We start from the raw sequence: 18,535 nt of genomic DNA, 5'->3' as shown, positions 1-18,535 counted from the left end.
TCCAAAGGTCCGAAAGACAGTTCTTTTTTTTGCGCGAGGAGCTTATTTCTTGATGCGAAAATGAATCATCGCGCTATACAGCATCTTCTCGCTGCGCGGATCGAAGGTCGTCTGATGCGAGACCGCATGCACATCGAGCATGAGCGCCTTATTGATCTCGATGGCCTTCTCAAGCTGGGCTTCCAGCGATTTCATATTGTACGCTTCATAGCATTCTACCTTTGTATCGATCAGATCAATTCTGAATTCCATGGGTGTATCCTCCTAAAAAGCGGCTGCCTATGTTCATAGCCTTTCTATTATACCTAATGCGAGATAAAAATTGTTCCAAATTTGTTAACTTAATTGATGAATGTTCCTCTTGATTTCATGTACAATAAGGGGGACAAGAGAGGAGGTACTGCGATGGGCAATGTTCCGGCATCGGTATGGATATTCTCGGCAATTATTATCGTCCTTGTTTCCTGGGTCACGCTCTGGGTGACGAAAAAAGCGTACTCCAGAAAGTGGGACGAAGCGGACGAATAAATAGGTGTGCGCAGGGAGACCTCGCCTGATAAGCGGCGGTATCAGCTACTATATAGCTGGGCCGTCGTTTTTATTAGTCTATCCGAAAATTCGAAAAAAACGCCCTCGCTGCTTATAAGCTGCGAAGGCGTTTGTCATATGTATGGCAATAAGTTCATGATGGTCGGGACGACACGATTTGAACATGCGACCCCCTGGTCCCAAACCAGGTGCTCTACCAAGCTGAGCTACGTCCCGAGAAGAGATGGTGCCGCCGAGAGGACTTGAACCCCCAACCTACTGATTACAAGTCAGTTGCTCTACCAGTTGAGCTACAGCGGCACGTATTATTCTCGAACACAAGATGTATTATTACATAGAAAGGTTGGGATATGCAATACCTTTTTTGAAGTTTAAATTTTCAAATAATTAATGGGGGTAACCAAGCCTGACTAAGCCTTCGGACGCCGTCCTGCAGCTGGCGCTCATCCAGTCCGCCGAATCCCAACATGATGTATGATGCCGGGCAGTCCGAGGGATTGTTCCAATGCTTATCGGGGGGGTAGACCCTGCAGCCGAATCGCTCCGCCAGCGGGATCAGCTCTGACGCTTGCCGCCCCTTCACATCCAGCAGGAGATGCATGCCCGAGCTGTCGCCGATGATGCCGCACTTGTCCCCGAAGACCTCTCGAATGGCATCCGTCAGGGCTTTATGGCGCGCTTGATATACGCGCCTCATCCGCCTCAAATGACGAGCGAAGTGGCCTTGTTTCATAAAGAGCCAAATGGCCTCCTGAATGAGCGGGGATACCGAAGGACTGATCGAATTCAGCTTCTCGCTGCATGTCTCCAGCAGTCTATATGGCAATATCGCGTAGCTTAGTCTGGCAGACGGCAAAAACGACTTGGAAAAAGTCCCCATATAGATAACGCGGTCTTGGCTGTCCAGCGCTTTTAACGCCGGAATCGGGGCGCTGCTGTAACGATATTCGCTGTCATAATCATCCTCCAGGATGTAGCTGGCGTTCTCCGTCGCCCATTGGAGAAGGCGATAGCGCTTCTGAATCGGCATTACCATGCCGAGCGGGAATTGATGGGACGGCGTTACATAGACGAGCTTGGCGTTCTCCGTCTCGCTTAGCCGCGAGAGCTGAATCCCGTCGCTCTCCACCTCAATGGGGATTAAGGTACAGCCCAAATTGCGCAGTACGGATTTTACCCCGTAATAACCGGGCTCTTCCATCGCAATCGGTTTCCTGTTTAGTTGAAGCAACTGGACCAGCACGCTCATCAAATGTTGCGTGCCTGCGCTAATAATAATCTGATCAGCCTCGCATATGACGCCTCTGGACTGGTAGACATAATCCGCGATCTCCTTGCGCAAGCCGGCATGTCCCATGCGATTACCGTAGCCAAGCACCTGGACATGGTCGGCTGACAGCGCTTCGGTCACACATGATTTCCATAGGCTGTGGGGGAAGCGGTCGAATGCAATGTCGCCATAATGAAAGTCGTATTGAATGGCAGCACGGGGCTGCTGGCTGTGGCTCGTCTGCTGCACATCGTTTTTGGATGCTTGGACAGCAGCAAAAGGGAATTGCTCCAGCGGAAGAATTAGATATCCCGCTCGTTCCCGGTTCTCCAGGTAGCCTTCCGCCACCAGCTGCCCATAAGCGGACTCTACTGTATTTTTGCTAATGCCGAGATGCTGGGCGAGCTGGCGAATGGATGGCAGAGCTTCTCCCGCGGGCAGACTGCCCCCTTCAATGCTGCTTCGAATATAGCTATATAGCTGGCTGTACAGCGGTGTGATCCTGCTTCTCTCCAGCAATGGAGTAATGGATAACATGGATTGTCTGTCCCCTTTAATTTTATAGAAACTGTCTCTTTTGAAAGTGACAGTTTCCCTTTAAAGTGACTGTATCATAATCAAGTTTGGAATGTGAAGGGGATGTTGCAGATGTTTACCGTTCGGCTTAGCAAAAGGGAATGCAAGGATGACGAGAAGATTGAGCAATTTTTGCAGGAGGCACAGACCGGATTTCTGGGACTGACGGATGGACTTGCTCCATATGTGGTGCCGCTTAACTTCGTATGGCTGAGGGAGCGAGGCGCCTTTTACTTTCACGGTGCGGAAGAGGGACGCAAGATGGAGCTGATGGATCGGAATAAGGAGGCGTGTCTGACGTTAAGCGAGTCATTCGGGACGATTCCAAACCCGATTCCGGCGAAGACGGATACGGCGTATATGAGCGTCATGGCCTTCGGAGAGATGCAGCCCGTTCCCGATCTGACCGAGGCGACAGAAGCGATGCAGGCGCTGCTCGACAAGTATGTGCCGGGCTACTATGAGTCGCCTCTTGCTGCCTCGCATGTGGAACGCTATCGCTCCTCTATGGGAAGCCGTACGTTCGTCTTCAAGCTTGTCGTACGCGAGCGCACAGCGAAGGAGAATGCTTAGCAAGAGGCATGGTATTTGATGCATCCAACCAAACCTTTTATAATTTGAGCAAATGCAGTTCGTAAAAATGAAATGTTGGTTTGCTAATAGGAAGGAGTGGAGCGGGTGAAAACGATTGGACTTATAGGTGGCATGAGCTGGGAGTCAACGGCTGCCTATTATGAAATAATCAATGAAGAGGTTAAACATCGGCTCGGAGGCCTGCATTCCGCAAAATGTCTGCTGTACAGTGTTGATTTCGCGGAAATTGAACGTTATCAAGCAGATGGCCGGTGGGACAAGGCTGGCCTGTATTTAGGGGAAGTCGCCCATTCCCTGGAAACGGCGGGAGCAGACTTTATCGTCATATGCACGAATACGATGCACAAGGTCATTGAATATTTGGAGGATAAAATAACCATTCCCATCTTGCATATCGCCGACGCTACGGCAACTCAAGTCCAAAAAACAAACATTCGAACGGTAGGGTTGTTGGGAACAAGCTATACAATGGAGCAAGACTTTTATAAGTCGCGTCTAGTGTCACACGGCATCACGGTATTGGTTCCAGATCAAGCAGAACGAGAAATCGTCAATAAAGTAATCTTTGAAGAGTTATGTGTAGGGAACATTCAACCATCATCCAGAGACTATTATAGGCAAGTGATTCGAAATTTGGTTGCTCGCGGAGCAGAAGGGATTGTCCTCGGTTGTACGGAAATCGGCTTATTGATCAAGCAAGAGGATTCAGATGCGCCACTATTCGATACTGCGCTCATACATGCGGTTGAATCGGTGAACCGAGCATTGGAATAAATGCGGTATAACAAAATAAAAGACGCGCCAGCTGATGTTAGCCGGTGCGTCTTTTTTATTACAATATATTTAAGATATCCAATTAGGCCGTTTCGACTTCCACTTCAGGCTCTTCAATCTGCAGTTCGATCTTGCGGATACGGTTTTTGCTCGTTTCACGGATGATGAATTTCAAATTTCCGATATAATGCTCTTTGCCCGGCTTCGGATCTACCAGCTTGCTGTATAGCCAGCCGCCGACCGTATCGACGTCTTCTTCCTCGAAGCTCATGCCGGTAAGCTGAGCCAGTTCATCGAGCAGTACCTTGCCGTCCAGAAGATAGCAATTGTCGGCTAGCTGTTCGATTTCCTTGCGCTCGTCAGCATCAAACTCATCGCGAATCTCGCCAACGATTTCTTCCAATATATCTTCAATCGTAATTAGACCGGAAGTTCCGCCATATTCGTCAACCAGGATAGCGATGTGAACGCGTTCCTGCTGCATGCGCTTAAGGAGCATCTTGACCGGCGTTACTTCGGATACACTAAGTACGGGATGAATGAGCTTTTTCAGATCAAACGCTTTGTTGGCATCGTACTCCAGAAACAATTGCTTCGTATTGATCATGCCAACGATATTGTCCTTGCTCTCCAGTGCGACCGGAAAGCGTGTATATTGTTCCTTGCGGATAATGTCCAGGTTTTCCATAAGCGAATAGTTGGTATGCAGACAGATCATATCTGTACGCGGCACCATAATTTCTTTGGCAAGCAATTCGTCGAAAGCGAAGATACGACTTACATAGCCGTACTCTGTATTGTTGATTTTGCCGCTTTGGAAGCTCTCGTTCAAAATTAATTGAATCTCTTCCTCGGAGTGAGCATCTTCATGCTCCTTCATCGGCTTCAGGCCGAACAAGCGCACAAGCGCATTGGCGGAGCCGTTAAGCAGCCAGATGAACGGGTACATCAAGGTATGGAAAAAAATAATCGGTTTTGCCGTCAAAAACGTAAGAAACTCCGCTTTTTGAATTGCCCAGGATTTCGGAGCCAATTCGCCAACGACGACATGGATAAAGGTAATGAAGATAAACGCGATACCAATGGACAAAGCGTGGCTAAGCGTCTCGTTCATTTCCATGCCATGAAATACGGGTAAAAGTATTTTCTCTACAGTCGGCTCTCCCAGAAATCCGAGTCCGAGAGCGGTAATCGTAATACCAAGTTGGCATGCCGACAAGTAGGCATCCAGATTGCTTGTAACCTTCTGAACGGCAACCGCGTTCTTCCGGCCCTCCAGCACCAACTGTTCAATCCGGCTAGGGCGCAGCTTGACAATGGCAAACTCCGTCGCGACGAAAAAAGCAGTCAAAAAGATAAGAAGAGCAATCAAGATTAAATTAAGTTCTATACCACTACCCATTTTCGATTCTCACTACCCTTTATATTTATAGTTTTTTATTTACTTATGCTTTACTATAGCGAAAGATTACAGGTTATGACAACTGCCAAAAGGAACGTTTTGAGGCGTTTAAATGTCGTTAGGCTCATTTAGATATGGAGGAATCATCGTTCTCATCGTTTTTCGAGTCTTTACAACGACAATTCGCAGCCGTAAGATGAGTTCATATGAACTTGAAGCACGGCAGGAGGTGGGCGGATGGACCGTTATTGGCTAACTCGCCAGGAGCTCGCGGACGTGCTGCGATCGCTTGAAGAGCACGGCGGCAAGAAGCCTTCCGATATATTGCGCCATGCATGGACGAGGAATGGACAGGGAGTCGGGGGAAATGAAATGCGCGGCATGCTTCCCGGAAGCCCGCTTCCGCCTATTGCGGAGAAGCTGATGAGATGCAAGGAGAGACGGGGCTTTTCCCTGCACGAGATAGCCGAACTCGGCCATCTGCTGGAATTTTCTACCCTATCGGTCACGTCCATGCAAAACTGGGTGAAAAGAGATTTCAAGATTTATTTTCACCCCCCGCAAGCGGGCAAAAAATATTCGCTTGATCAAACGGCACTTCTGCTCATGATTGATGATCTGAAGGCCAATCTGGATTTTGAGTCGATCAGGCGGCTGTTCGCCATGCTGTTCAGCGATTGTATTGCTGCCGGAAAGCCGGGGCTGGACGGGCTTACGCCACTTTCGCTTTTTGAGCGTTATACGAGCTTGTACCAAGCCTTGGACAGACGCAAGCTGTGGGATTCGATGAATGAAGAGCAGCTGGAGCAGGTTGTCTGGGAGGAAGCGGCCAAGCTCGCCGAAGCGGTGTCTTCCTTATCTGTCGATCAGAGGGCAGCGCTTCATACGGTGCTGTTCGTCGCGGTGATTTCGATACAGGCTGCCCGCCTGCAGGCTATGGCCAGACGTTATTGCCAAGCTGCGCTCTATATGAGGTAGCCCTTATAGATCAGTCCTGTTTTTCCAAAACTAGAAGAGAGGTCGTACAACTATGCTGAAGTCATTTCTAAAAGCCTCACGGTTCAGGGTTATTCCCGTTATGCTTATTCCGGTGGCGCTCGGTGCGCTTGGCGCTTATGTCTGGAAAGGTGAATTCCAGCCCTGGCTGTTCATCCTGACCTTGATTGGTGCTGGCGCTGCCCATCTGTTCTCCAATATGGTCAATGATCTGTGGGATTTCAAGAGCGGGACGGATATAGCGGCCAAAGGAACGGAAGGCGCTATATCGACGAATTCCGGTTTTCTGACGAACGGAACATGGAGCCTCGGCAAATTCAAGGCGGTAACCTGGCTGATGTTCGCCATTGCGGCACTGTCGGGCGTTGCGCTGAGTCTGATCAGCGGCTGGCCTGTGCTGGTGTTCGGCCTGGTGGGTGCGTTTATCGCGTATTTCTATGTCGCGCCGCCGATTCGATTCGGCTACAGAGGGAAGGGATACAGCGAGGTTGCGATTCTGCTTTCCTTCGGCGTACTGCCAGTCGCAGGAGCGTATTATGTTCAGGTCTCCCAGTTGGACTATCGGGCGCTGTTGCTGTCGCTGCCGATCGGTCTGCTGACGACGCTGATCCTGTTCAACCACCACTTCCTGCACTGGGAAGCGGACCGGCAGGCCGGCAAGAAAACGCTTGTGGTCGTATGGGGCGAGCAGCGGGCGCTTCGTTTCTCCCGAATTTTGATGTTCCTGGCTTATGCGGCGCTGATCCTGTGCGTGGCTGCAGTCGCTTTGCCTGTATATGCCTTGCTTGCCCTGCTTACGGCGATTCCGATATATTTGGTATATGGACGATTGGGTTCGCATAATCAATCCGTCGCCTATCTGCCGCTAATGGGCGCTTCCTTGAAAGCAACAATGAGCTGCGGCGCGATTCTGATCGTGGCGTTGATTGTCCAAGGAGCGCTGCAATAATTTATTCCAACCAACAACTTAGAAAGAAGGGCTATCAATGAGCACGACATGGACGCTGGGAGATTTCCATACGATACTGGATGAAGGGGCCACCTGGAAGATCGGCGGATTCCAACTGCCTGACGGAACGCTCTGGCAATATCGGGAGCCGGAGGCGGTCGTTATTGTACGTAACGGCATCCTGTATGTGCGCGCAACCATCAGCCGGGGTAACGACAAGGTACAGATTCTGGACAATGCGAAGCATATGTATTATTCCAATGAGCCGGTGAAAGTGCCGGAATCAGGCGAAATCAGCTTCGAACTGAAGATTCGCGCCAGAACGGCCAATACCGCTCCAGGCGATCTGTATGATGGATATGTATCGCTTAATCTGCTGGACTTCACTACGGGAGGCGCGCTGGACTTCTTCGTCAGCAACGATCAGTACGCCAGCGTGTATGCGGTGCTGCCATTCCCGGGCGTGCAAGTGCCGGATAGCGACCGCACCAAATACTTCTGTGTATTTAAGGAAGAGAAAGAAGGATTCGAGCCGCGCGAGTTCAATACCTATAAAATTACGTACAATCGTCCGAATGACGAGGTTATCTTCTATGTCAATGGGACAGAAATACGCAGAGAGCGGAACACGCCGGTGAAATTCAATGAATTTACGGTAGCGCTCGGCATTATGACCGAGAAGGACCTGACGCCGGAGGGCAGTGTATCCGCGCATGGGCAGACCGTCATTGCGGAATGGTCACCTATTACAATAGAAGTAAAGGAATAAGAGTTATTACTGAAGGAGCCGAAGCATGTTATTTGTGTTCATTGCTTTATGGACCGTAGCCAGCATCGTGTGGTTATCCGATCCGGGTTCTGCCGTGAACAGGCGGCTTGGCGCGCTCGCATTCAGCGGGGGCGCCGGTGCGCTTGCGGCGCTGCTGGATCTGAGCTGGCTGCCTTATGCGATCGAGCAAGGCGCAAAGCCAAGCGTTCAACTTCTCTTGTACCGGCTGCAAGCGTTCTCATCTGTGTTCTCCTACTACTTTGTGCCGTACTTCTTCCTGTTGTTCGCTATAGCTTATCGAGGCATCCGGCTAAAACGCGCCTATGCGTTATCGCTGCCTTGGCTGCTGCTCATCCCGATTGTGCTTTGCACACTGTTCACACCGGCGTATAATACGCTGCATCCCATCACCTTTACGATTGTCGTATGGTGGGCGGTGCCATACATCATTGCGGGTGCTTATCTGGTCTTAAGCAAGCGGGTTCCGCCTGCGGCGATGGCCCGGACGCACTGGCTGGTCTGCTTCGCCGTATTGCCGCCGGTATTGTTCGCCATGGCGATGAACTACATTCTGCCAAGTCTCGGCATGCTGCGGATGTGGGTATATAATACGTGGATTGTCGGACTCGGCACGCTCGTATTTGTGCTCGGATTATTTACATACGGATTTATGGGCATTCGCATTCTCATTGACCGCAAAAGATACGATTCTACCCTTCGAGCCGTGACTTCCGGCACCGCGATGCTCAATCATGCGATCAAGAACGATGCCGGCAAGCTGCGGCTGTTCGGCGAGAAGATGAAGCGCTATGCGATTCAGACCTCGCAAGAGGAGCTGCTGGCGGATGTGGAGGCGGTGCTATCGGCTTCCCGCCATATGGAGGAGATGGTGGCCCGCGTTCACCGGAGAACAGAGGATTTGACGCTTCGCCCCGAGCGGGTGGATTTGGCGGTAGTGGTGGAAGAAGCGCTTCGCGCGCTGGAGCCCTCGCTTGGTGCTATTCAGCTGCAGGTCTCGATGGCGAGAGGCTGGATCTGCAGCATCGACCGCGCTCAGACTGCCGAAGCGGTGACGAATATTGCGATGAATGCGATCGAGGCGATGAACGGACAAGGCAAGCTGACCGTTATACTGACGGAGACGAAGCGCGAGCTCATTCTGGAGCTGGCGGATACCGGCCCCGGCATGGATCGCACGCTGCGGATGAATGTGTTTGATCCTTTTTATACCACGAAAAGAACGGGGCATAACTTTGGGCTTGGCCTGCCGTATGCGCTGCATGTCATGAGGAAGCATAAGGGCACGCTTCAAGTGCGAAGCAAAAAAGGTGAAGGCACGTCCTTCTACCTGTCCTTTCCTAAGCAAGCGCTGCAGGCGGAGTATCATCCAATACGGACAGAGGAGCGAATGCGATGAGTGAAGCGATTCGTATCGGAATCGTGGAGGACGATCCGGACTGGCGCAGGGGGCTTGCCGATTATTTGGCGGGTGAACCCGGCTTCCAGCTTATTTGGACAGCGTCCAGCGGCAGCGAGCTGAGAGAGGCGCTGCTGGGTGATGAGGGATCGCCGGATGTCATCCTGATGGATATTATGCTGGATGGTCGTCCCGAAGGCATCTTGCTGGCAGAGGAAGCCTCTCTCGCGACAGGGGCGCGCATTATTATGCTGACCTCCATGGAGGAGAAGGAGCTGATTCTGCAGTCCTTCCATGCAGGGGCGATCGATTATCAGATCAAAAGCAGCTTCGAGAAGCTGCCGGATGCGATCCGCCAAGCGTATCGCAAGCAATCGCCGATCAGCCCGGAGGCGGCGGAGCAGCTGCGTGAGGAATTCAAGCGGCTGAAGGCGCTGGAGCGGGAGTTCGAAGCCAAGAAGATGAGCGATCTCATTACACCTTCTGAGCTGCAGCTGCTGGGGCTTATCCAAGAAGGGTACTCCCAGCCCCAAATCGCGGATAAGCTGTTCATTACGCTGCGTACGGTCAAAAACCATGTCAACCATATTCTAAAGAAGCTTGGGGTGGAAGGCTCGAAGGAAGCAGCCGCCAAGGTGAAGGATATGGGGCTCCTGGATCATAAGAATGAACGAAAGTAGTACCATATACAATTGGTACTACTTTTTTTATGAAAATATTGTAAGCTGTATTTGAGGCCAGGTACTAAAGTTTGGAAAAACAATGATCGGGGTGGCGGATGATGTTCGAGATGTTTTCGGTCCAGCATATGGTTGCAATAGCCATTGCGCTTATCGTATTCGCGGCAATTGCCTTCGGACGCAAGCGGCTTAGAGGAGAGCGAAGCAACCGGATCTTCCGCCTCGGCATGGCGGGCTTGCTGGTTGCATGCGAGATTGCGCTTCAAACCTCCTATGTCTTGGAGGGGAGCTGGGGAGCTGGATCGCTGCCATTCCAGCTGTGCAGCTTGACGCTGCTGCTGGCTGCGGCTGCGCTGGCCTTTCGGATTAGGCAGCTGTACAGCATCATTTACTTCCTCGGTACGCTTGGTGCTCTGCAGGCGCTCGTGACCCCTAATCTGGATGAAGCATTTCCGCATTTCAGATATTTTCATTTCTTTATCGCGCATATCGGCATCATCGCCTCGGCGGTGTATCTCATGACGGTAGAGCGATATAAGCCGACACTGCGATCCGTCTTCGGAGCCTGGCTGTGGCTTCATGTGCTGGCTGTTCCCGCTGCCATCGTCAACATGGCGACCGGGACGACGAACTTTATGTTTTTGGCCCATAAGCCTGCTACGGCCTCCATGCTTGATCTGCTAGCTCCATGGCCGTGGTATTTGCTCCAGCTGGAATTGGTTGCTGTTCTGCTATGCCTGATTTTATATGGTGTATCACAGTTTGCTTATTGGATGAATGGGAGGAAATCAACATGATGGATATGTTAAAAAAACATTGGACCTCACTCCTTGGCGCTATTTTCATCATCGCTGCATTTGTCACGCTATTTCAATATTCGGTAGATCGCGGCTGGATATCGGATGCCATGAAGATCGGCTTCGGCTTGCTGGCGGGGGCGGGTCTTGGCGTAGCGGGAGGCAAGCTGGCTCAGCGCCCGAAGCTTGCCATTACGGGGGAAATAGTACTGGGCATCGGCGCTTGTCTCCTGTATGCTACCTTTTCCTTCGCAGGCATCTACTATAACTTGTGGGAGCCGACGCTCGTCCTGCTGGGCATGACGGCTGTGACGATCGGCATTTCCGTCTACGCCTACCGGTATGATTCCCGCATGCTCATGAATGTTGCCATTGTTGGCGCCTTGCTTGCGCCGCTGCTGATGCGGCCGGAGACGGATCAAGTATTTACGCTGTTCCTATACTTGTTCGTGCTGAATGCGGCGTTCTTCTATCTTAGCATCGTCAAAAGCTGGATGGAGCTGCGTATCGTCAGCTTCGCGGGAACCTGGATCATGTATACGGTCTACTTTGTTCACTTCTTGCCGTCCATGGATGGCTTATGGAGCATGCCGATCCGGTACGCGCTGGCTGCGTTCCTGTTCTATACGCTTGCCTTTATGGCATCGTCGTGGAAGAACAAGCTGAGCTTTGACGGATTGGATCTGTATTTGAGCGCGGCGAACGGTATTATCTTCGGCATCTGGGCGCTGATCATCTGGCATGGTGATCTGGATTACGGCTTCGTGCTGGCGTTCATTGCACTTGTGTACCTTATTGCAGGTGTGACGATCTATAAGCTAAATGGGAAGATGTCGGCATCTTCCGTTACGTTCGGCCTAGGCGGCGTACTGCTTCTGCTTATGTCGATCAACAGCTTCGGCGAAGGCGTCCTGTTCAATGTGCTGATGTGGACTTCATACGCCTGCATGCTGACCGCATTAGGTTATGTGAAACGGTGGATTATTCCGACCATTCTGGGCATCGTGATCTGGCTTTATGTCGGCGTCTTCTGGTATGCCGTCACCTGGTGGACTCCGCGCGGGGAATGGTTTGGCGTCTACATTCCATTCCTGAACTGGGGAGCGATTGCTTGGATGCTGTTGGCTGCGCTTGGTTTCTTCTATGCAAGAAAGCTTGCCTTTGAAGGATTCTCGGATACAACCAACCGCGTATTATCCCGAATCTTCGCTCTTGCCTCCCACCTGATTGTCGGCGGATTGATGGCAAGACAAATCCAAAATATTTTTACGGAATATTTTGCTGACGCGCCTGCCGTCTACATGAATTTGACCTTGTCGGTCGTATGGGCTGTATACGCGCTTATGCTCATGCTGTGGGGCGCGTATTATAAGGAAAGAACATTCAGGTGGTTCGGTACGGTCGTGCTTGTCATCGTGGCGATCAAAGCAATCTTTATGGATCTGAGCGGAAAGGACGCTCTGTTCAAAGTGCTCGTTCTGCTCGTTCTTGGTGGCTTGTCCTTCGTGATGACTTGGATTAACAACAAGTGGCAAGCGCCGGAGCAACCGTCGGAGCAGGCTGCCGCAGAGGGGAATAACGGCAGCTTATAATTGCAGATGGAGGCCTTTCGTACCGCAAGCAGCGGGGCGGAAGGCTTCTTGACGTACACTAATTGGGAAAGACTAGCCGCGGGGGCTAAAAACATGTACAATGAATACCGATATAAAACTCATGTGCGATTTTTCTGACTAAGTTAGGGGGCATCATTCATGAGTATCGACCCGCGCTCCATGAAGGCGCTGTTGCAGGCGCAATTAGCGCCGAAGTTAGACTTTGGAGCTAATTCCAAAAAATCGGCGAGCAGCTCATCCGATGAGCTGGTCTCGCCATTCGATACGATCTTAACGTCCCGGCTTGCCGGCACGCAAGGCGAATCTGCTGAATCCGGCAAGACGCCGGTCTGGTCGGACACACTATGGGAGCAGCTGTCTACTTATTCGTTCGCCCCGGTAAGTCAGGTGTCTGCGCTGACGGAGTCATCAGACAGCTTCGACTCGTCGTCGCCGTTCGCAGGGCTGATCCAACATGCATCGGCCAAGTATGGCGTAGATCCTTCTCTGATTCAAGCCGTGATCGCTACGGAATCGGGCTTCAACCCGATTGCCCAGTCCCATGCAGGGGCCAAGGGGCTCATGCAGCTGATGGACGGCACGGCGAGAGGACTTGGCGTGACTGACTCCTTCGATCCTGTACAGAACATCGAAGGCGGCACGAGATATCTGGCGATGCTGCTGCGGAAGTACGGAGGAGACGAAGCGGTAGCGCTTGCGGCATACAACGCTGGACCTGGCAGAATCGACCGTCTGGGCATTTCTTCGCAAGAGGAGCTGCTGGCGAAGTGGAACGAGCTGCCTGGAGAGACACAGCGTTATATCGGCAAAGTGCAGCAGGCTAAGCTTTAACGTATCGAGATCACGATTCATGGTTCGCAAGATTTGCGACGGAATCGCGATCTCTTCTTTTTTTCAAGGAAAGGATGATCAGGATGTTATATTTCGACCATTGTGCATCAACACCGCCATATGAAGAGGTCATCACCGCGATGATGGATGTGATGAGGAAGCATTATGCCAATCCTTCGTCCTTGCATGCCGGCGGAGTGGCAGCGGCGAAGCTGATTGAGCGATCCCGCGCGCTGGTCGCCGCTCAGCTCGGCACGACTAGAGGAAGCTGGCTGTTTACCTCCGGCGGCACGGAGTCGAACAATCTGGCGCTTAAGGGCGCTGCCAGACACTATCGTTCGCGCGGCAATCATATTATTGCATCGGGCATCGAGCATGCTTCCGCGAATGAAGCGCTCAAGCAGCTGGAAGCGGAGGGTTACCGGGTAACGTTCCTGCCTGTCAGCGAGTCGGGTCATGTGTCGGCAGAGTCCGTGCGGGACGCGCTGACAGACGAGACGATTCTGGTCACGGTCATGCATGTGAACAACGAGATCGGAACGATTCAGCCCATTCGTGAGATTGGCGAGCTGCTGCGCGATTATCCGCAGATCCTGTTCCATGTCGATGCGGTACAAAGCCTAGGCAAGGTTCCGATGGAGCCGGAAGCATGGGGTATTGATCTGGTCAGTGCGTCAGCCCATAAGCTGCGCGGTCCCAAAGGGATAGGCTGGCTGTACGTGAGAGATGGGGTAAAGCTGCATGCGCTCTCGTCAGGCGGTTCGCATGAAGGAGGCTTCCGAGCGGGTACGGAGAACGTTCCGGCCATCGTCGCTTCGTCGAAGGCGCTGCGCATGTCGATGGAGAGCATGGAGGAGCGCGCAGAGCGAATGTACGCGCTTGCCCACCGCCTTCGCGCATTCATCGCGACCAGGCCGGGGCTGAAGCTGAACGGTGCGGAGCCGCTTGCACCCCATATCGTTCACTTCTCCTATCCCGGCATGAAGCCGGAAGTCATCGTTCATATGCTGGAGCAGCATGATATAATAGCTTCGACGAAATCCGCTTGCTCCTCGAAGGACAACAAGCCGAGCCGTGTGCTGCTGGCGATCGGGGCGAGCCCGGCGCAAGCTTCGGGCGGCGTGCGCATCAGCTTCGGGGACGAACACCAGGAAGAGCATGTGGAGCGGCTGATCGCAGCTCTCACGGACGTGATGGAACAATTAAAGCCGCTTGAGAGGGGTAACCAACATTGATATACGACCAGATAGTGCTTCGCTATGGCGATTTGATCATGAAAGGCAGAAACCGCAACCAATTCGAAAAACGGATGCAGCGGCAGGTGAAGAACGCGCTGACGCCATTCAAAGGCGTGACCTACTGGAAGACCTTCGGGCGGCTGTACGTGAAGCTGAACGGCCAACCCTATGAGCCGATTGCGGACAGGCTGAAGGACTTGTTCGGCATCATATCGCTCAGTCCGGTCATTAGCTCTGAATCGGAGCTGGAGGCGATCAGGGCGGCTGCGATGACCTTGATGAATTCCTTGAAAACGCCGCCGAAGACGTTCAAGGTCAGCGTAAAGCGGGCATGGAAAGGCTTCCCGCATCAGTCCCAGCAGATGAATCATCTCGTCGGCGCCCATATATTGCGGGCATTCCCCGAGCTGAGCGTAGATGTGAGAAATCCAGAAGTGGAATTGAAGGTGGATATCCAAGAAGAGGCCACTTACTTGTTCTGCGAGGTCATTCCTGCGGCCGGCGGTTTCCCGTTCGCTTCGAACGGCAAGGCTATGCTGCTGCTCTCCGGCGGCATTGACAGTCCGGTGGCAGGCTGGATGGCGCTGCGGAAAGGGCTGGAGATTGAAGCGGTCCACTTCCACAGCTATCCGTTCACTAGCGAGCAGGCGAAGGACAAGGTCGTCGCGCTGGCAAAACGTCTGTCCTACTTCAGCGGAGCGCCTCTGAAGCTGCATCTCGTGCCGTTCACGGAGATACAGACGACACTTGCCCAGAGCGGGCAGGATAATCTCATTATTACGCTCATGCGCAGAATCATGCTGAGGATTACGGAGGGTCTTGCAGTCAGAAGCGGAGCGCTCGGTATTGTTACCGGCGAAAGCCTGGGGCAGGTCGCAAGCCAAACGCTGCCAAGCATGAACGTCATCGGACGAGCAACCCCATTGCCGATGCTGAAGCCGCTTATTATGATGGACAAAAGCGAGATTATTGCCATGGCTGAGAAGATCGGCACGTTCCAGACCTCCATTCTGCCCTATGAGGACTGTTGTACTCTGTTCTTGCCGAAATCGCCAAGCACGAATCCCAATCTTCATATTGTGGAGAATATCGAGGCGGGAATTGCCAATCTGGATACGATGATTGAAGATGCGATTAAAGGAACGGAATATATGTACCTGTCACCCGGCGAGACCAAATCCAAAGAGTCTGCCGAGGAAGACGATTGGTTCTAAGGAATGAAAAGTGAATTTTCGGCTATCAACAAAAAAGAAGCAGCCATCCCTTAATGGGACTGGCTGCTTTTCTGTGCTGCGGAGGCTTGTTTTCGTTTGTTTGTGAAGTAGCCGGAGCCTACCGTCACGATGACCACGACGATGATGAACGCCCAGTAGATGAGTTTGTTTTCATCCAGTGCACCGTGGAATTGTTTTTCATGCGTAATCATTTTGGATGCGGTATAAGCAAGTACGGCGGAGCCTACATAGACGATCCACTCGTATTTGTTGATAAGCTTGATAAAGAGCGTGCTGCCCCATACGACGACCGGAACGCTGATGATCAAGCCGAGAATGACGAGTATGATTTCATGCTCACCATGAGAGGAGCCCTTTGCCGCGCCAGCGACTGCGATAACGTTGTCGATGCCCATCGCCGCGTCCGCGATAATGATCGTGCGGATGGATTGCCATAGCGTATTGCCTGCCTTGATGTTATCGTGGCTGTCTTCCTGCACGAGCAGCTTGAATGCGATCCAGAGAAGCAGCAGACCGCCTACCAGATTAAGCCAAGGTACGGAGAGCAATTGAACGACAAGCAGCGTCGCGATGACTCGAATGCCGACGGCTCCGACGGTACCCCAGATGACAGCTTTCTTCTGCTGATGCTGCGGAAGCTTGCGTGCGGCCAATCCTATGACAATGGCATTATCCCCGGCCAGAATAAGGTCGATGAATACGATAGTCAACAGGGCGGTGAAAAATTCGACCGTGAAAAAGTCCATATTATGTTTCCTCCTCTCTATCTCTATGCTTGCTTATTGAAGTCTACAATAAATCAGGAATTTCGGGAAGATGGATTTTTGGACATATTCCCCATAGCTTGTTCATACCTCTGTTATGAGAGGGGAGATCGATCGTGGACAGCGTACTTATTTTTCTTCAAATCGCGTTAATTAATGTATTGCTTAGCGGAGACAATGCGATCGTCATTGCGATGGCGAGCCAGCATCTGCCGCCCAAGCAGCGCCAGAAAGCCATTTGGTGGGGCGCATTCGCCGCGGTGGGGCTGCGATGCATCCTGACGGTCGTAGCGCTGCAATTGCTGCAAATTCCGTATTTGCAAGCGGCTGGCGCTATTCTGCTGCTGTATATAGCCGTTAAGCTGCTGGGAGATGCAGGGGCCGTGCCGGAGTCCCATCACGTCAAGCGCGCGGCAACTCTGGGACATGCGGTATGGACCATTGTGACAGCCGACTTCATTATGAGTCTAGACAATGTCCTGGCAATCGCTGCAGTGGCAGACGGAGATCTTGTCCTTATTTTGCTCGGGATCGCGCTAAGCATACCGATGATTATATGGGGCAGCCAATTGCTGGGCAAGCTGCTGGTCAAATTCCCTTTTCTCGCCTATATTGGCGCGGCTCTGCTCGCCTTCGCAGCAGGAGAGATGCTAATGAAGGACCCCGGCCTCCATGCCGCCGTATTCCATGGCAACGGGACGCTGGAGCAGCTCATTCCGCTGCTGTGCGTGCCGCTTGTTGTCATCTTGGCGATTTTGAAAAAACGGGTGGAATATCGATAAGTTTATTCAATAATCGATCTGTATATGGAACTTTGTTACAATCAAAATAAACGGGAGAGTGTGCAGGGTGGTTCAAAGGGAAATAAAAGTAGTGATTGGAGCCGGTGCGTTCAATCATAATCCGGACTGGCTGCAAACCGAGGAGTCGGAATTAAACTTGCTTATGCCTTCCCAATGGGAGAGCAGATTCGAACTTCAATCCATATCTGCAATCTTGGCTGAACATGTATGGGAGCATCTCTCTTATGAGGAAGGCCTTAAGGCCGCTAAACTGTGCATCCAATATTTAAAGCCGGGCGGATATATCCGATGTGCCGTGCCAGACGCAAATTTCCGCAACGAATGGTACCAGAGCATGGTGAAAGTTGGCGGTCCTGGTCCCGCTGACCATCCGGCGGCAAGTCATAAGATCGTTTATGACTACATGAGCCTAACCTCAATGTTTACGGAGGCAGGCTTTCAGGCCAGGCTGCTGGAGTATTGCGATGAGGACGGAAGGTTCATTTATCAGGATTGGGATGAGCGTGACGGTTATATTTATCGTTCGAAGCGGTTTGATCATCGCAATCAGGATGATAGCCTCGGATTTGTATCCCTCATTGTTGATGCAATAAAACCGATATAATCAAAGCTATATCGGAAGGTGCAGGAACAGCGAGCAATCGCTGTTTTTTGCAAGGTTTTGCTTTTTTTTGTGAATCTCTCGACAGATTACTGGTTTTTTTGCCGCAGTTCCATTAAACTAATAAAGATAAAAAAACTGGCGTCTTTCGTCTTTCTATACGATCGATGTTGTAAGGAGCGGAATGGATATGCCTACTAACAAATATTCCGCTGGAATTATCCTGCTGTTAGCTGGGGTCGTTATCTTGTTGGGCAAAATAGGTGTGTTCGGCTTTTTGGGAGCGATATTTTGGCCGCTGCTTGTTCTGATACCCGGGGTACTGCTTCACGTGCTTTATTTCGGCAGAGTAGTTCCGGCCGTCATGCTGGTTCCCGGCGGAATGCTCGTAGTATACGCACTGCTGTTTATCATTTGCAACATTTTTGGATGGGATAGCTTAAAGTATCTATGGCCGATGTTCATCTTCGGTTTTGCCGCAGGGTTATATGAATACTACATGTTCGGAGGGGCTGCAGTGCCGCGTGTCGTGTTTACGGCTGCCATCGCGCTCGCAGTTGCGTCCGTTCTGTTCCTGGTTCTTATTTTGATGTGGAGCTGGGGCATATATCTCATCGCGGCGCTGTTCATTGCGGCCGGTGCCTGGATGATGTTTGGGCCGCGCAAGCGCTGGTAGG

At 51.8% G+C, this 18,535-nt stretch carries 20 protein-coding genes and 2 tRNA genes; 16 read left to right on the top strand and 6 right to left on the bottom strand.

Features of this window, described 5'->3' with window-relative positions; all coding sequences use genetic code 11:
• Window positions 1-42: 42 nt before the first annotated feature.
• A complete protein-coding gene (locus tag ACFVSO_RS08180) occupies window positions 43-252 on the bottom strand; it encodes a DUF2536 family protein (RefSeq protein ID WP_387472035.1) in 210 nt (69 codons plus the stop codon).
• Window positions 253-405: 153 nt separating this feature from the next.
• Here ACFVSO_RS08180 and ACFVSO_RS08175 point away from each other — a divergent pair, with 153 nt between their 5' ends.
• Window positions 406-528: a hypothetical protein gene (locus tag ACFVSO_RS08175; protein ID WP_387472032.1), complete on the top strand. Its 123-nt coding sequence runs from the start codon at window positions 406-408 to the stop codon at window positions 526-528.
• A gap of 160 nt (window positions 529-688) precedes the next feature.
• Here the strand turns inward: ACFVSO_RS08175 and ACFVSO_RS08170 are convergent.
• The 3 genes from ACFVSO_RS08170 to pdxR form a co-directional block, all read right to left on the bottom strand.
• A tRNA-Pro gene (locus ACFVSO_RS08170) sits at window positions 689-765 on the bottom strand.
• Window positions 766-773: 8 nt separating this feature from the next.
• Window positions 774-849 (bottom strand) — tRNA-Thr (locus tag ACFVSO_RS08165).
• Window positions 850-928: 79 nt separating this feature from the next.
• Window positions 929-2,356 (bottom strand): MocR-like pyridoxine biosynthesis transcription factor PdxR, encoded by a 1,428-nt coding sequence (gene pdxR / locus ACFVSO_RS08160; protein WP_387472030.1) that lies wholly within the window; start codon window positions 2,354-2,356, stop codon window positions 929-931.
• A 111-nt stretch (window positions 2,357-2,467) separates the two neighbouring features.
• Here pdxR and ACFVSO_RS08155 point away from each other — a divergent pair, with 111 nt between their 5' ends.
• Together ACFVSO_RS08155 and ACFVSO_RS08150 are read left to right on the top strand one after the other, a co-directional pair.
• Window positions 2,468-2,968, top strand: coding sequence for a pyridoxamine 5'-phosphate oxidase family protein (locus tag ACFVSO_RS08155; RefSeq protein ID WP_387472028.1), 501 nt, complete (start codon window positions 2,468-2,470; stop codon window positions 2,966-2,968).
• A 105-nt stretch (window positions 2,969-3,073) separates the two neighbouring features.
• Window positions 3,074-3,763, top strand: a complete 690-nt coding sequence (locus tag ACFVSO_RS08150) for an aspartate/glutamate racemase family protein (RefSeq protein ID WP_387472026.1) — start codon at window positions 3,074-3,076, stop codon at window positions 3,761-3,763.
• 82 nt (window positions 3,764-3,845) lie between these two features.
• Here the strand turns inward: ACFVSO_RS08150 and ACFVSO_RS08145 are convergent, their stop codons facing one another.
• Window positions 3,846-5,165, bottom strand: coding sequence for a hemolysin family protein (locus ACFVSO_RS08145; protein WP_387472024.1), 1,320 nt, complete (start codon window positions 5,163-5,165; stop codon window positions 3,846-3,848).
• A gap of 237 nt (window positions 5,166-5,402) precedes the next feature.
• On the opposite strand from ACFVSO_RS08145, the gene ACFVSO_RS08140 reads away from it, so the two are divergent.
• The 10 genes from ACFVSO_RS08140 to thiI all read left to right on the top strand — a co-directional run bounded on the left by ACFVSO_RS08140 (window position 5,403) and on the right by thiI (window position 15,669).
• The gene (locus ACFVSO_RS08140) at window positions 5,403-6,143 is read left to right on the top strand and encodes a DUF1836 domain-containing protein (RefSeq protein WP_387472021.1); all 741 of its coding nucleotides are present in this window, start codon (window positions 5,403-5,405) and stop codon (window positions 6,141-6,143) included.
• A gap of 52 nt (window positions 6,144-6,195) precedes the next feature.
• Complete coding sequence (locus tag ACFVSO_RS08135; protein ID WP_387472019.1) at window positions 6,196-7,110, top strand: prenyltransferase; 915 nt, start codon at window positions 6,196-6,198, stop codon at window positions 7,108-7,110.
• Window positions 7,111-7,147: 37 nt separating this feature from the next.
• Window positions 7,148-7,879 (top strand): DUF6081 family protein, encoded by a 732-nt coding sequence (locus ACFVSO_RS08130; RefSeq protein WP_387472017.1) that lies wholly within the window; start codon window positions 7,148-7,150, stop codon window positions 7,877-7,879.
• Window positions 7,880-7,904: 25 nt separating this feature from the next.
• Complete coding sequence (locus ACFVSO_RS08125; protein ID WP_387472015.1) at window positions 7,905-9,296, top strand: ATP-binding protein; 1,392 nt, start codon at window positions 7,905-7,907, stop codon at window positions 9,294-9,296.
• The gene (locus tag ACFVSO_RS08120; protein WP_387472013.1) at window positions 9,293-9,976 is read left to right on the top strand and encodes a response regulator; all 684 of its coding nucleotides are present in this window, start codon (window positions 9,293-9,295) and stop codon (window positions 9,974-9,976) included. The genes ACFVSO_RS08125 and ACFVSO_RS08120 overlap by 4 nt, the downstream gene beginning before the upstream one ends.
• Window positions 9,977-10,074: 98 nt before the next feature.
• On the top strand, window positions 10,075-10,773 hold the full coding sequence (locus tag ACFVSO_RS08115) for a YwaF family protein (RefSeq protein WP_387472011.1): 699 nt from the start codon (window positions 10,075-10,077) through the stop codon (window positions 10,771-10,773).
• Window positions 10,770-12,365, top strand: coding sequence for a DUF2339 domain-containing protein (locus ACFVSO_RS08110; protein WP_387472009.1), 1,596 nt, complete (start codon window positions 10,770-10,772; stop codon window positions 12,363-12,365). Before ACFVSO_RS08115 ends, ACFVSO_RS08110 begins: the two co-directional genes overlap by 4 nt.
• A 159-nt stretch (window positions 12,366-12,524) precedes the next feature.
• A complete protein-coding gene (locus tag ACFVSO_RS08105) occupies window positions 12,525-13,217 on the top strand; it encodes a lytic transglycosylase domain-containing protein (protein ID WP_387472007.1) in 693 nt (230 codons plus the stop codon).
• Between the two features lie 83 nt (window positions 13,218-13,300).
• Window positions 13,301-14,452 carry a cysteine desulfurase family protein gene (locus tag ACFVSO_RS08100; RefSeq protein WP_387472005.1) on the top strand — a complete coding sequence of 384 codons (1,152 nt, stop codon included), beginning with the start codon at window positions 13,301-13,303 and terminating at the stop codon, window positions 14,450-14,452.
• Window positions 14,449-15,669 carry a tRNA uracil 4-sulfurtransferase ThiI gene (gene thiI, locus ACFVSO_RS08095; protein ID WP_387472003.1) on the top strand — a complete coding sequence of 407 codons (1,221 nt, stop codon included), beginning with the start codon at window positions 14,449-14,451 and terminating at the stop codon, window positions 15,667-15,669. The genes ACFVSO_RS08100 and thiI overlap by 4 nt, the downstream gene beginning before the upstream one ends.
• A 50-nt stretch (window positions 15,670-15,719) precedes the next feature.
• Here thiI and ACFVSO_RS08090 read toward each other — a convergent pair whose 3' ends face one another.
• Window positions 15,720-16,436: a TerC family protein gene (locus ACFVSO_RS08090; protein ID WP_387472000.1), complete on the bottom strand. Its 717-nt coding sequence runs from the start codon at window positions 16,434-16,436 to the stop codon at window positions 15,720-15,722.
• 134 nt (window positions 16,437-16,570) lie between these two features.
• Between ACFVSO_RS08090 and ACFVSO_RS08085 the strand changes: the two genes are divergently transcribed.
• From ACFVSO_RS08085 to ACFVSO_RS08075, 3 genes are all read left to right on the top strand, one after another.
• The gene (locus tag ACFVSO_RS08085) at window positions 16,571-17,236 is read left to right on the top strand and encodes a TerC family protein (protein WP_387471997.1); all 666 of its coding nucleotides are present in this window, start codon (window positions 16,571-16,573) and stop codon (window positions 17,234-17,236) included.
• 58 nt (window positions 17,237-17,294) lie between these two features.
• Window positions 17,295-17,861, top strand: coding sequence for a class I SAM-dependent methyltransferase (locus tag ACFVSO_RS08080; RefSeq protein ID WP_483875064.1), 567 nt, complete (start codon window positions 17,295-17,297; stop codon window positions 17,859-17,861).
• 187 nt (window positions 17,862-18,048) lie between these two features.
• Window positions 18,049-18,534 carry a hypothetical protein gene (locus ACFVSO_RS08075; protein WP_387471993.1) on the top strand — a complete coding sequence of 162 codons (486 nt, stop codon included), beginning with the start codon at window positions 18,049-18,051 and terminating at the stop codon, window positions 18,532-18,534.
• The last annotated feature ends 1 nt before the right edge of the window (window position 18,535 follow it).

It is taken from the genome of Paenibacillus sp. NPDC057967, from assembly GCF_042887015.1.
Lineage (GTDB): Bacteria > Bacillota > Bacilli > Paenibacillales > Paenibacillaceae > Pristimantibacillus.
Note: the sequence above shows the minus strand (reverse complement) of the source record. Positions and strands in the feature narration are given on the sequence as shown.

Bases quoted from the DNA above. Each gene is read 5' to 3' on its own strand.
- ACFVSO_RS08180 (WP_387472035.1), bottom strand. From the start codon at position 252: ATGGAATTCAGAATTGATCTGATCGATACAAAGGTAGAATGCTATGAA.
- ACFVSO_RS08175 (WP_387472032.1), top strand. From the start codon at position 406: ATGGGCAATGTTCCGGCATCGGTATGGATATTCTCGGCAATTATTATC.
- pdxR (WP_387472030.1), bottom strand. From the start codon at position 2,356: ATGTTATCCATTACTCCATTGCTGGAGAGAAGCAGGATCACACCGCTG.
- ACFVSO_RS08155 (WP_387472028.1), top strand. From the start codon at position 2,468: ATGTTTACCGTTCGGCTTAGCAAAAGGGAATGCAAGGATGACGAGAAG.
- ACFVSO_RS08145 (WP_387472024.1), bottom strand. From the start codon at position 5,165: ATGGGTAGTGGTATAGAACTTAATTTAATCTTGATTGCTCTTCTTATC.
- ACFVSO_RS08140 (WP_387472021.1), top strand. From the start codon at position 5,403: ATGGACCGTTATTGGCTAACTCGCCAGGAGCTCGCGGACGTGCTGCGA.
- ACFVSO_RS08135 (WP_387472019.1), top strand. From the start codon at position 6,196: ATGCTGAAGTCATTTCTAAAAGCCTCACGGTTCAGGGTTATTCCCGTT.
- ACFVSO_RS08130 (WP_387472017.1), top strand. From the start codon at position 7,148: ATGAGCACGACATGGACGCTGGGAGATTTCCATACGATACTGGATGAA.
- ACFVSO_RS08125 (WP_387472015.1), top strand. From the start codon at position 7,905: ATGTTATTTGTGTTCATTGCTTTATGGACCGTAGCCAGCATCGTGTGG.
- ACFVSO_RS08120 (WP_387472013.1), top strand. From the start codon at position 9,293: ATGAGTGAAGCGATTCGTATCGGAATCGTGGAGGACGATCCGGACTGG.
- ACFVSO_RS08115 (WP_387472011.1), top strand. From the start codon at position 10,075: ATGATGTTCGAGATGTTTTCGGTCCAGCATATGGTTGCAATAGCCATT.
- ACFVSO_RS08110 (WP_387472009.1), top strand. From the start codon at position 10,770: ATGATGGATATGTTAAAAAAACATTGGACCTCACTCCTTGGCGCTATT.
- ACFVSO_RS08105 (WP_387472007.1), top strand. From the start codon at position 12,525: ATGAGTATCGACCCGCGCTCCATGAAGGCGCTGTTGCAGGCGCAATTA.
- ACFVSO_RS08100 (WP_387472005.1), top strand. From the start codon at position 13,301: ATGTTATATTTCGACCATTGTGCATCAACACCGCCATATGAAGAGGTC.
- ACFVSO_RS08090 (WP_387472000.1), bottom strand. From the start codon at position 16,436: ATGGACTTTTTCACGGTCGAATTTTTCACCGCCCTGTTGACTATCGTA.
- ACFVSO_RS08075 (WP_387471993.1), top strand. From the start codon at position 18,049: ATGCCTACTAACAAATATTCCGCTGGAATTATCCTGCTGTTAGCTGGG.